Raw genomic sequence first — 12,762 nt, 5'->3', positions numbered from 1 at the left:
CAAATAGACTCGTTGCTATATAGGCGATACGAGCGCTATCAATATTTTATTTCATAATACTAATTCCACAGTGGCTTTATTACGATGCCCCAAACTATGACAATCCAAACTATGACATCACAAGCGACAACCTCGATGACACAAGAAAAAGACTCTCAACCGATGACATTTCAAGATTTAATCATGACCTTGCAGAATTATTGGGCGGATAAGGGCTGCGTGATCTTACAGCCTTATGATATGGAAGTCGGCGCAGGTACATTTCATACCGCAACATTTTTGCGCTCATTAGGTCCTGAGCGCTGGAACGCGGCCTATGTGCAGCCATCACGTCGTCCAACCGATGGTCGCTACGGTGACAACCCAAATCGTTTACAACATTATTATCAGTTTCAAGTGGTGCTTAAGCCCAATCCGCTTAATATCCAAGAGCTGTATTTAGGCTCACTTGAGGCGATTGGTATTGATCCATTGGTGCATGATGTGCGTTTTGTGGAAGACAACTGGGAATCGCCAACGCTAGGTGCGTGGGGACTTGGTTGGGAGATTTGGCTCAATGGTATGGAAGTCACTCAGTTTACTTATTTCCAGCAAGTGGGCGGTATTGAATGTTTCCCTGTGACAGGTGAGATTACCTATGGTCTTGAGCGCTTGGCAATGTATGTGCAAGGCGTCGATAGCGTTTATGATTTGGTTTGGGCAGATGGCGAGTTTGGTCGCGTTACTTATGGTGATGTCTTTCATCAAAACGAAGTTGAGCAGTCTACCTATAACTTTGAACACGCCGATGTGCCAATGATGGGTCAGATGTTCGACTTTTATGAGCAGCAAGCGGATAAGCTTGTGGCTGAAGGTTTGCCACTACCAGCCTATGAGATGGTACTAAAAGCCTCACATGCTTTTAACTTGCTTGATGCGCGCGGTGCCATTTCAGTGACTGAGCGTCAGCGTTTTATCCTACGTGTGCGTACGCTTGCTCGTAAGGTTGCTATTGGTTATGTCGAAGCACGCGCTAAGCTGGGCTTTCCGTTGGCGGATGAGGCGCATCGTCAAGCGGCGCTCGATAAGTATTTGCCAAAAGAAGATGTGGCAACTGAAAACACAGATAACAACCAAACTACTAATAACAATAAATAGGAGCATCCCATGAGTACTATTCTATTTGAACTGGGGTGTGAAGAGCTGCCTCCAAAAAGTCTAAAACCTTTACGTGACGCATTACAAGAAAGTGTTACCGAGCAATTAGCAGACGCTAATATCAGCTTCGATAGTATCAAAGCCTTTGCGGCACCGCGTCGTTTAGCAATACAGATTCAAGGCATTAGCGATAAACAGCCGGATCGTACTGAGGAAAAACGTGGACCTGCGATTAAAGCTGCCTTTGATGCTGATGGTAATCCTACCCGTGCGGCGATGGGCTTTGCAAAAGGTTTGGGTATTGAAGCCAGCAAGTTGACCACTATTAATACCGATAAAGGTGATTACGTCGGTTATGTGCAAACGATTCAGGGTCAAGCAACCACTGAGCTGCTACCTGCTATTTTTCAAACTGCACTTGATAATTTGCCGATTGCTAAACGTATGCGTTCAGGCGCGAGCCGTAATGAGTTCGTGCGTCCCATACAGTGGGCAGTCTTGATGCAAAATGATGCTGTCGTTGATGCCACTATCCAAGGTCATCAGACAGGGACGCAAACTCGTGGTCATCGCTTCCATAGCCCTGATTACCATAACATTGCGCATGCCAATGATTATGAGCAACTGCTTGATGGTTTAAAAGTCGTAGCTGATTTTGATAAGCGTCAAATGCTGATTAAAAACCAAGTCAAGGCATTGGCAGATGAGGTTAGTTCTGACGCTATCGTGCCGCAGAGTTTATTAGATGAAGTCACCGCATTGGTTGATTTCCCTATTGCCCTGCGTGCAAGCTTTGAAGCGCGTTTTTTACAAGTGCCGCAAGAAGCGCTTATCTCTACCATGCAAGCGGATCAAAAGTATTTTTGCTTAACCGATAAAGCAGGCAAATTGCAGCCTTACTTTATTTTTATTACCAATATTGAGTCAAAAGATCCTAATCAAATTATTGAAGGTAATGAGAAAGTCGTGCGTCCACGCTTGGCTGATGCAGAGTTTTTCTTCTTACAAGATCAAAAGCAGCCATTATTTGCGCTGACAGAAAGCCTAAAAACTCGCGTCTTCCAAGACAAGCTGGGTACGATTTGGGAAAAATCTGAGCGCATTGCTAAGCTTGCCGCCTTTATTGCCGCCTTAATGCAACAGCAAGGTCAGCAAATTGATATCGATCAAACAGTGCGTGCAGGTATTTTGTCCAAAGCAGACTTGGCAAGTTCACTGGTCGGTGAATATCCTGAATTACAAGGTATCGCTGGTACTTACTATGCACGTTTGAATGATGAGCCAGAAGCCGTAGCAGCCAGTTTAGAAGAGCAGTATTTGCCCAAGTTCAGTGGTGATGTATTACCACAGACGCCAGTTGGTATTTGCTTAGCATTAGCAGATCGTTTGGACACGCTCGTCGGTATTTTTGCCATTGACCAAGCACCGACAGGTTCAAAAGATCCGTTCAGTTTACGTCGTTCAGCGATTGGTATCCTGCGTATTCTCATTGAAAAGCAGCTGCCAATTAATCTAGTGGCTCTCATTGAGCAAGCCATTAAGGGCTATAGTACCGCGGAAGGTAGCAAGATTGACAAGATGGGCGACACATTTACCCAAGTGATGGCATTTTTGAACTCGCGCTATCGGGCGATGTATACCGAGCAAGGCGTTAACGTCGATACCATCCAAGCAGTACAGGCGATTAACCCGCATATGCCGCTTGATTTTGATCAGCGTATTCGTGCCGTTCAAACGTTTAGCAACTTACCTCAAGCGTCGATGCTTGCTGATTCAAACAAACGTGTCGCCAATATTTTAGCCAAGTCAGAAGTGAGCGTTGCTGACACTGTTGATGAAGCTCTACTATCTGAACCTGCTGAGCAAAATTTATATGCGAGTGTGAAGCAAGCACAGACAGTGGTACAACCATTACTTGAGCAGGCTGACTATACGCAAGTATTGCAAACGCTTGCTAGCTTAGATGAGCCGTTGACGCAATTCTTTGATAATGTGATGGTCAACAGTGAAGATACGGCGCTTAAAGCCAACCGCTTAGCGTTGCTTAAGCAAGTACGCGCATTGTTTTTAACTGTAGCTGATATCAGTGAGCTACAGTTATAGTTTGGTCCCTGATAGCTTAGTCACTATAACGGCTAAATAATGTATTCTATAAAATAAAAACTGGCTCAATGTGGCCAGTTTTTTATATGATTATTCTGAAGCGTTGCGTTTATAATGTATTCAGCCATATTTGAAGGAGCGCTGCCGTGTTAGCTGTTATTATTATCATCATCATTATCTGGGTTTCGATGTGGGGATTTTATAAGTTCATGTACCCGCGTGCGCCCAAAAGCATGATGCCCAAAAAAGGCGATGTTATTACACCGCGTCAGTGTGACTTTTGTGGCAATAGCTTGGCTGAATATCGTGGCGTGCTTGAAAGCAATATTAACGCTAAAACGATTGATGTCAGCGCTGATGCTGGTGCCAACATGGGATCAGAGATTATGGATAAATCAGCATCTGGTGAGCTGTTCTTTTGCAATTATGAGCACCAAGCAGATTTTCATGCAGGTAAGGTTTATCAGCCATAAGTCTAAAAACAGCATTATCTAATGATCATAAAAAACGCTTAGTTTCATAAACTAAGCGTTTGATATATTTATAAGTATCAAGAACTGCATTGGCTTATAAAATAGAGTGGGCATCTTGGATGACTTTATTCAGTAGAGCTACAGATTGCTTGTCCTGTTGCCCGCGATCTTCTTCATTTCTTTCATGAGTTTGGATTTTCTCATATAAGTCTAAGCAGCATAGTACCAATAAGCTTTCTTGGCTAAGGCTTGGTGCATCTCTCTTTAAATTTAGCGCATAGTCATTGATATAAGAAACTGCTGAACGCAACTCTTCTTGTTCATGTACTGGGCAGTAGATAGGATAAGTAATGCCAGCAATCGCAATATCGACTTTCTTGATTTGCGGCTCAGGTGCGCTATTTACTTTAGCAGTGGGGCTGCTTTGCGTATCTGCATTAGTTGATACAGTTTTCTGTGCCTGACTATTTTTTACTTGGTTGGTTTCTACTTGAGCATTCTTTACTGGGCTGTTTTTCTGTTTTTCAATGATTTTGTTATGGTTGTCGGTCATGATAAATCCTACAATGTCTGGTCAATAAAGTGGAAGAGGGATGCTGTCATCGTGAGCGTTTGTGAGCTTCATTAACGAAAATAGTGCTAACTTTTGACTATAAGACACTACTGGCTTTCTGTTTGATCAATACGGGTTAAGCGTTGCAATACCACTTGTGTACGCTCCGCTGCCAATTCATTCTTCTTTTTTAAGTCACTGTTTTGCTGCTTGATATCGCTATACTGCTGCTTTAATTCATTATTATGCTGTTTTAGGTCATGGTTTTGTTGTGCTAGCAGCTCAATCTGCTTATGAAGTTTATCTTGCTCTTCACCGATCATATGGTGCGCTTCAGCCAAGCTTTGGTAGCGTTTATCAAGATCATTAAATTGTTTTTTGGCACCATCGCGTTCTGTATAGCTGCTATCTAACTTAGTTTTTAGGGCGCTCAGTTCTTTCGGGTCGGTTAATGGTTGTTGCTTGAGACTGCTAAGTTCAGCACTGACAAGCTGATACTGTTTTTTGATGTCGAGTATCATTTTTTCTAATATTCTAAGTTGGTCATACATAGTCAGTTTTTATCCTTAACAAATAAGCGTAAATGAATGTTGTTGTCTACGTTTAATAATGCCATAGGTGACCGCATAATATCTATACCAACAAAGTAATTACCAGCATTGGGCTTGATCTCTTTATTTTTTATGAATCACTGCCTCATCGATAACATTGTACTGATTTTATTTTATAAGCAATCATTAACCATCAATTATTAGGACATCTATTATGAATGACAATATCTCTGGCTGGAATACGTGGCTAAAGGCTTTTGACGACTGGACTGATGTGTCTATCAGTGAGGTACATGGTCTAATGACGGGGCTGATGACTGCTTGCGACGCGCCTGATGAACAGGTATGGGCCAAGGTATTTGAAGAATTGAGTTTTGCGCCATTACCTGACGAAGCGTTGACCTTGCTGACTGAAGAAGCCGAAGACACCGTATTTCAGCTAAAAGACAAGGATGATGCTTATTCCTATACGCCGCTTGTGCCAGATGATGAACATGACCTATACGAGCGCGTAATGGCATTGAAACAGTGGGCAAATGGTTTTATGACAGGTTTTGGTATCACTGATTGTCGTCTGAGCAGTGAAGAAAACGAGATGCTTACTGATTTGGCAAAAATTGGTGGCATTCGTTTAGAAGACGACGAAGATTTTGAAGGCGGCGAAGAGTCTTATTTGTACATTTATGAATTTGCCCGTATGGTACCAGTGAGCTTTGCCACTCGTCAGCGTAAGCCTGTGAAAGACATTGCGTTGATTGCGGGACTGGCTATCGATGCCAAAACCACTAAAGAGTTACAATCAGAAGGTAAGGTGTCAAAACCGATGCCACCTGTCATTGATGTGATGAATCAGAATCATCCATCGTAAGTCAGATCCGTCATAAAGGGTTTGGTAAGATATGGAGTAATATAAAGCCTAATAAAGGACTGTAATTTGCTATAAGGTAATAAAAGGGAGATTGAGATGATAACTGGGAATGATGATAAAGCCGATGATATGATCCATTTGCGCCGCTCTATTGAGCTTGCTACCGAAGCCTTAGAGGCAGGTGATGAGCCATTTGGGAGTGTGTTGGTCGCTGGTGATGGTCAAGTGTTGCACGAAGACCGTAATCGCGCCAATAGCGTCGATGCTACTTATCACCCTGAGATTGCTGTTGTCCAATGGGCAGCAAAGCATATGACGGCTGAAGCGCGTGCGCAAGCAGTGGTTTATACTTCCGGTGAGCATTGTGCTATGTGCTCCGCCGCTCATGCGTGGTCAGGGCTTGGTCGCATTGTTTATGTTAGCTCCTCAAAACAGTTGGATGAATGGATGCAGGAGATGGGTGTAAAATCTTCATCACCAATCAATTCATTAAGTATTCAAGAGGTAGCACCAAATGTGCCAGTTGAAGGTCCGATTGCTGGATTAGATGCAGAAGTAAAAATGCTGCAACAACGTGCATTTCAAAGACGCTAAGCTCTTTTTATCTTTATCGTATTAAGGATTTTTTATGACTGTATCAACTCGTACTGATGGCTTATCTCACGCTGTAATGGATACTGATTATCCATCGAATAGCATTGACTGGCTTACAAGGCTGATTGCTTTTGATACGGTCAGTCGCCATTCAAACTTGGCATTGATTGAAGACGTGCAACGCTATTGTGAGCAATTAGGCTTAAGCGTAGATTTGACCTTTAATGATGCCAAAAATAAAGCCAATTTATTTGTCACCGTAGCAGCAGGTGGTAATGCTAATAGCAGTGCTGATATCATCAATCATGGTTTGGTGCTATCAGGGCATACTGATGTCGTACCAGTTGATGGTCAAGCATGGACATCAGAGCCATTTACTGCGACGATTCGTGGTGACAAGCTATATGGACGCGGTGCTTGCGATATGAAAGGCTTTATTGCGTGTGCGCTAACTTTATTACCAAAAGCGGTGAAGTTATCGAGTAGTGGTCAGCTGAGTCGTCCTCTTCATTTGGCATTGTCATTTGATGAAGAGGTTGGCTGCTTGGGTGCGCCATTAATTTTGGCAGACTTAAAAGCTCGCGGTATTACGCCTGATTATTGTATCGTCGGTGAGCCCACCAATATGGCAATGGTCGTGGCGCATAAAGGTATTGCTGTTTATCGCTGCCGCGTCCACGGCAAATCTGCGCACTCATCATTAACAGCAACAGGTGTAAACGCCATCAGTTATGCCAGTCGTTTGATTGGCTATGTTGATACCTTGGCAGAAGAAATAAGCCATCGTGATGATAATGATGCACTGTTCGATGTCCCTTATTCGACATTGTCTGTGGGCACCATACAAGGTGGTACAGCGACCAATATTGTGCCCAATTTGTGTGAGTTCACCTTTGATTATCGCAACCTGCCACATATGACGCAGGACGACATTCTGCTACCGATTCAAGCAAAAGTTGCAGAATTAAGCGCACAAATGCAAGCGCGCGCTGCCGATACCGGCATTGAGCTGACACAAGAAGAAAGCGTACCGGCAATGACAGATAATGATAGTGCCGAGCTACAAGCATTGATAGCAGCACTGACAGGTGACACTCAACGCCATAAAGTTGCTTACGCTACTGAAGGCGGGCAGTTTACTAATAGCGGTATCCCAACGATTATCTGTGGTCCCGGCAGTATTGAGCAGGCGCATAAAGCCGATGAATATGTTAAGTTAAATGAGATTGAGCGCTGTGATAGCTTCTTACAGCGTCTATTAGAAAGTTGTACTATGGATAAATAAACCGCAAGGTTTAGGTCGTGGTTGGTATAATAAACACCGTCTTTATGGCGGTGTTTATTTTTTCGTTCAGTCAGTTTAAAATAAAAAAGTAAGGGTTGGTTGATGTCTTGGCATCTGTTTGCGGTATTTTTTGCAAGTACGTTTTTTATCTCAGCGACACCGGGCCCGAATATGCTACTGGCATTTCAATATGGGATTAATTACGGAGTCAAGCGGACATTATGGACGCTAGCAGGTCTCAGTCTTGGGCTCTTTATCCTGTTGCTCTCAACGCTACTAGGCTTGGATGTCATTAGCCGTCAGTCACCATGGTTATTGACGGTCATTAAAACAGTCGGTGCCCTTTACCTTGTTTATTTGGGTGTTGCATCGTGGCGTGATAGTGGCAGCAATAGTAGCTTAATGAATGACGCCAATGCTATGAGCGAAGAAATTAGCGCAGAGTTAACAACAAGCTCAAATCGCACTGATAGCATTCATAAATCTGAGACACTCAAGCCGCGCTCGCTCTCTAGTGCTGCGGTCAAGATGGCACCTAGTAATGCTATGCTATTTCGCACAGGGATGTGGGTATCACTTTCTAACCCAAAGGCGATTTTATTTTTTGCTGCCTTCTTTCCTAAGTTCATTAATTTTGGTGCGCCACTATGGCCGCAATATATTGTGCTTACCTTAGGACTGTTTCTCAGTGAGACGATTTGGCAGATAATATATACATTAGGCGGTAAAAAGCTGGCAGGGTGGTTAGATGTTGGTAAGCGTTTAGCTTGGCTTAATCGTGGTTGCGGCATTATATTTATATTAATTGCAGCCGCTTTATTAGCTGATGTGTTCAATAGTTTTATGATTTAAAAGTCGCTATTAGTTATTCATATAAAGGCTAATGTTTAGTCATAAAAAAGCCGTTTACTATTGAATAGTGAACGGCTTTTTTGGCTGTTTTATTTGCAACAATGATTAAGCTAAAACTGCTTCAATCTCGCCTTTTACCATGTGCGGACTCACAAAATCAGTAATACGTACACTCACAATTTTACCCAACATCTCATCCATTTTATCAACATCGTAAGGGAACATTACGGTACGGGTATTGTCTGCTGTACCAATTAAACAATCAGGATGACGATTGGCGACTTGCTCAACTAATACGCGAGTCGTGGTGCCGACCATCTCATGGGTTTTAGCAAGCGTTGAGTCGATAATAACTTTTTGGAATTCTGCCAAGCGCTCTTTCTTAGTTTTGAAGCTCACATCGTCCGGTAGTTCTGCTGCTGGCGTACCTGGACGCTTAGAATAGATAAAGCTATAAGAGTGATCAAAGTTTAACTCTTTTGCCAAGTTCAGCGTATCTTGGAAATCTTGATCTGTCTCACCTGGAAAGCCAATAATAAAGTCGCTTGATAAGTGAATATCAGGGCGTATGGCTTTGAGCTTATTAATTTGATTGATATAAACATCAATCGTATGATTGCGCTTCATTGCTGCCAATATCGCATTTGAGCCGCTTTGTACAGGCAGATGCAAGTGTGATACCAGCTCTGGCAGTTGCGCGTAAGCGTCAATGATATCATCAGTGAACTCTAGCGGATGGCTGGTTGTATAACGAATACGCTCAACACCATCGACGTGTGACACATAATGTAAGAGTTCTGCGAAACGGCAAATACTGCCATCGTCTTTTTCGCCGCGATAGCCATTAACGTTTTGACCGAGTAGATTGATTTCACGCACACCTTGTGCCGCTAAGCTGTCAATTTCAGCCAATACATCGTCCAGTGGACGTGACAATTCTTCACCACGTGTATAAGGCACGACGCAGAATGAGCAATACTTAGAGCAGCCTTCCATAATGGAAACAAAAGCTTTAAATCCTTCTACTCTTGGCTCTGGTAAAAAATCAAACTTTTCGATACTTGGGAAGGATACATCCACCGTACCAATACGGTTCTTAGGCGCAATCTCACGCTGTTGATGCGATTGGTCATACAGCTCTGGCAAACGGTGCAACGTTTGCGGACCGAATACCATATCGACATAAGGCGCGCGCTTTTGAATGTTATCGCCTTCTTGCGAAGCCACACAACCACCAACACCAATAACAAGATCAGGGCGTTTTTCTTTCAATTTGCGCCAGCGACCCAATTCTGAAAAGACTTTTTCTTGGGCTTTTTCGCGAATGGAGCAAGTATTCATCAGCAGTACATCGGCTTCGTCGATATTATGCGTCACTTCCATGCCATGTGAGTCACCAAGCACATCAAGCATTTTGCCCGAGTCATAGACATTCATCTGACAGCCTTGGGTGGTGACAAACACCTTTTTGGTAGCTGCTTTTTCGACAGGAGCTTGTGCTGAACTTAGTTCATTGAGTGCGGTGATCACAGGCGTGACAGCGGTAATGTCAGAGGCAGCAGCGTCATCGATGCGGGGATTGAATACAGTAACACTCATAAGGATAAGTCCATGATTGACCAAAAATATAGCGGGCTAGCCGATTAACAGGTGACATATTTTATCACAACCCCGCGCTAATGTGAAAAGTTAGCGTCTGCTCATTATTATAAGTAGATTGGGTTATTTATAATAGTATCAATTGCTTATCGATGATTATTTGGTTATAACTAAGATACATAATGATTGATGCCGATTTGTACGCAATACCACCTTCGTGTTACGCGGTGCTATCCAATTTATTAATGAAAAGTAAAGCTTATGGTTGAAAGTGCAACGAGTATAGTATGATGAATGTCATCCTATTAGCGTCATTGAATAAATCCTGATTTCTATCTGTCTAAAATATCAATTTAGGAATGTATTTTTTAAACCTATATTTTAGAATCATTTGATTAGAGTCACTTTTTTAAAAGCCTTTTTAAAATATTATTTAAGACCAATTATATAAGACCCACTATAAAAGAGAGTCAGTATGAAAAAGCCGCAGGTTGCTCCTGATATGATTGATAAAAACACCTATCAAAATGACACACATAAGAGTTCTAAAAAAATGACGCTTAAAAAAAGCGCGCTGAGCTTGGCAGCGGCTGTCGGTGCTTTGGGCTTTTCGCAAGTAGCCTGTGCAGAATTGACATGGGGTGAGAGCGGCAGTTCTGAGCAACAAGGCAAATATCAAGTAGAGCGCTATCAGCCTGATGGCTATCAACCAAACAGTCAACAAAACACTTCTCAACAAAGTACTTTTCAACAAAACAATGCTTATCAACCAGACAATGGGGTGGGTTCATTCACCGCAGCAGCCATTGCGGCAGAGCGCGGTGATGTCAATGCGCTTTATAATTATGAGCAAGCTATGAGCGGTGGCTTATTTGCCATGTATCCTACTTACTGGCGGATGAATGTAGATTTGAATTCGCAAAGCCCTGCGGCAGTGTCGCAGTTTGTGCGCCAATATCCAGATACGGTCATGGCAGAAAAACTGGCCGCTGATTTTGCTGAAACCAAAGCGGGTTCAAATGATTATGCTGCCGTGCGCCAAGTGGCAAATCTGATCACCAATGCCGATGACAGTGAGAAGTGCGCCGTTGCGCTTGGGTTTAATAATGGCGGCGATACCATGCGTGCTATGGCAGCGAAGTCTGATGTCTGGTTGACGACCAAAAAACAGCCAGCTCTATGTGATCAGCTAGCGCTTGAGATGAATAACAATGCCTTAATTAGCAATCCAGAGAGAGTCTCTCGCCTCAAACGTATGCTGCGTAAAGGCAAAACCGGTGATATCATGGCGTTATCTTCGCGCTTAGGTATGCCCATTCCTTATGCATCACTGAGTGACATCCAGCTTAATCCATCATCGTTCTTTAGCCGTTTCGCCCGCGAACCTGCCAGCCAAACCAATCAATATTTGTATCTTTATGCGATGGGACGTGTCGCCGAAAAGTCTTATCGTGAGGCGGCGTTGCAGTTAGAGTTTGATATAAAGCAAGACAATCAGCGTTCAGCCAAACTGTTAACCGATGATACTCGCCGCGCAGCTTATCGTACTCTTGGTGTACAGCGCATGAATCACAATACCGATGATGGCTTTAACGTTGAAGCCGTCGACTGGTTCCGTAACAGCTTAGACAGTGACTTTAGTTTTGAAGAAGCAGAATATTATGCCATGGCAGCGATTCGTTTTAGTCGCTGGGATGATGTGGTCGAAGCCATCTCAAGAATGGATGCCGAAACCCAAAAAGCCAATCAATGGCAGTATTGGTTGGCACGCGCTTATGAGCAGTCAAATGATGGCAACAAGCGCAATACTGCTAAGAAAATGTATCAAAATCTCGCTAAAAGTAACGAATATTATGGTTTGATGGCAAAGGAAAAAGTTGGTCAACGTTTTGATGCCAGCCGTTTGGGTGGTAGTAATTTACCTAATGTCAGTAGCGCTGATCGTGCGCGCGTCATGCAAAATCAACATTTTGCCCGTGCATTTGCGTTATATAACGCTGATGCCAGCCGAGCTTATGCCAATCGTGAGTGGAACTGGGCGGTCAAAAAAGCACGTGATAACCGTGATGAAAAATTAATCATTGCAGCAGCGCGTCAAGCCTATGATATGGGCTGGCTAGACCGTGCGATATATGCCATTGACAATACTGACAACGTCAATAGTCTTGCAATATCGCATCCGATGCCGCACCAAGATGCTGTAGTACGCTATAGCCAGTCGGCTGGTATCGATCCCGCTTGGGCATATGGCATCATGCGTCAAGAGAGCCGATTTGTAGCCTCTGCGCGCTCAAATGTCGGCGCAAGTGGACTTATGCAAGTCATGCCAGATACCGCAAAATATATTGCTCGCAATTTGGGCGAGACATATAGCGCAAGTCGTGCCAATAGCGGTGATACCAATATCCGTTATGGTACATGGTATATGGGTGATATCTTTGGGAAGCTAAACAGTCAGCCTGTATTGGCGACGGCGGGCTACAATGCTGGTCCAAACAATGCCAAGCGTTGGCAGCCAACCTATGGCTCATTGGCAGCGGATCAGTACGTTGAGTCTATTGCTTTTCCTGAAACACGGAATTATGTCAAACATGTGATGGAAAATGCCACCATCTATAGCAGCTTATTGGGTAATGGTCAGCCAATCACTCAGCGTATGGGTACCGTACCTGCCGCATTTTAATTTGAGTAATAGTAAAAAACCATTAACGATAAAAGGTTAATGGTTTTTTTACAGCTGCAATTTG

General features: G+C 43.4%; 11 protein-coding genes. 8 read left to right on the top strand and 3 right to left on the bottom strand.

The features are described from left to right. Positions 1-162: 162 nt before the first annotated feature. From glyQ to PCRYO_RS10500, 3 genes are all read left to right on the top strand, one after another. Positions 163-1,137: a glycine--tRNA ligase subunit alpha gene (gene glyQ, locus PCRYO_RS10510; RefSeq protein WP_041753601.1), complete on the top strand. Its 975-nt coding sequence runs from the start codon at positions 163-165 to the stop codon at positions 1,135-1,137. Between the two features lie 9 nt (positions 1,138-1,146). Continuing rightward, entirely contained in the window at positions 1,147-3,240 is a 2,094-nt protein-coding gene (glyS, locus tag PCRYO_RS10505; RefSeq protein WP_011514372.1) for a glycine--tRNA ligase subunit beta, read from the top strand. 146 nt (positions 3,241-3,386) lie between these two features. After that, entirely contained in the window at positions 3,387-3,713 is a 327-nt protein-coding gene (locus PCRYO_RS10500; protein ID WP_041753234.1) for a hypothetical protein, read from the top strand. Between the two features lie 94 nt (positions 3,714-3,807). Here PCRYO_RS10500 and PCRYO_RS10495 read toward each other — a convergent pair whose 3' ends face one another. Together PCRYO_RS10495 and PCRYO_RS10490 are read right to left on the bottom strand one after the other, a co-directional pair. Further along, positions 3,808-4,266: a cell division protein ZapA gene (locus PCRYO_RS10495; RefSeq protein ID WP_011514370.1), complete on the bottom strand. Its 459-nt coding sequence runs from the start codon at positions 4,264-4,266 to the stop codon at positions 3,808-3,810. 107 nt (positions 4,267-4,373) lie between these two features. Next, positions 4,374-4,817: a hypothetical protein gene (locus tag PCRYO_RS10490; RefSeq protein WP_011514369.1), complete on the bottom strand. Its 444-nt coding sequence runs from the start codon at positions 4,815-4,817 to the stop codon at positions 4,374-4,376. A gap of 214 nt (positions 4,818-5,031) precedes the next feature. Here PCRYO_RS10490 and PCRYO_RS10485 point away from each other — a divergent pair, with 214 nt between their 5' ends. The 4 genes from PCRYO_RS10485 to PCRYO_RS10470 all read left to right on the top strand — a co-directional run bounded on the left by PCRYO_RS10485 (position 5,032) and on the right by PCRYO_RS10470 (position 8,416). After that, complete coding sequence (locus PCRYO_RS10485; protein WP_011514368.1) at positions 5,032-5,685, top strand: UPF0149 family protein; 654 nt, start codon at positions 5,032-5,034, stop codon at positions 5,683-5,685. Positions 5,686-5,781: 96 nt separating this feature from the next. Next, the gene (locus PCRYO_RS10480; protein WP_011514367.1) at positions 5,782-6,279 is read left to right on the top strand and encodes a nucleoside deaminase; all 498 of its coding nucleotides are present in this window, start codon (positions 5,782-5,784) and stop codon (positions 6,277-6,279) included. A 34-nt stretch (positions 6,280-6,313) separates the two neighbouring features. Further along, positions 6,314-7,564: an acetylornithine deacetylase gene (gene argE, locus PCRYO_RS10475; RefSeq protein ID WP_011514366.1), complete on the top strand. Its 1,251-nt coding sequence runs from the start codon at positions 6,314-6,316 to the stop codon at positions 7,562-7,564. A gap of 102 nt (positions 7,565-7,666) precedes the next feature. Continuing rightward, positions 7,667-8,416 (top strand): LysE family translocator, encoded by a 750-nt coding sequence (locus tag PCRYO_RS10470; RefSeq protein ID WP_011514365.1) that lies wholly within the window; start codon positions 7,667-7,669, stop codon positions 8,414-8,416. A 105-nt stretch (positions 8,417-8,521) separates the two neighbouring features. On the opposite strand, the gene miaB is transcribed toward PCRYO_RS10470, so the two are convergent. Next, complete coding sequence (miaB, locus tag PCRYO_RS10465) at positions 8,522-10,015, bottom strand: tRNA (N6-isopentenyl adenosine(37)-C2)-methylthiotransferase MiaB (protein ID WP_011514364.1); 1,494 nt, start codon at positions 10,013-10,015, stop codon at positions 8,522-8,524. Positions 10,016-10,490: 475 nt separating this feature from the next. On the opposite strand from miaB, the gene PCRYO_RS10460 reads away from it, so the two are divergent. Then, a complete protein-coding gene (locus PCRYO_RS10460; protein ID WP_011514363.1) occupies positions 10,491-12,698 on the top strand; it encodes a lytic transglycosylase domain-containing protein in 2,208 nt (735 codons plus the stop codon). Positions 12,699-12,762 lie beyond the last annotated feature (64 nt).

Source organism: Psychrobacter cryohalolentis K5 (assembly GCF_000013905.1).
Taxonomy (GTDB): domain Bacteria; phylum Pseudomonadota; class Gammaproteobacteria; order Pseudomonadales; family Moraxellaceae; genus Psychrobacter; species Psychrobacter cryohalolentis.
The sequence above is the reverse complement of the archived record's forward strand: the minus strand, read 5'-3'. Positions and strand labels throughout refer to the sequence as shown.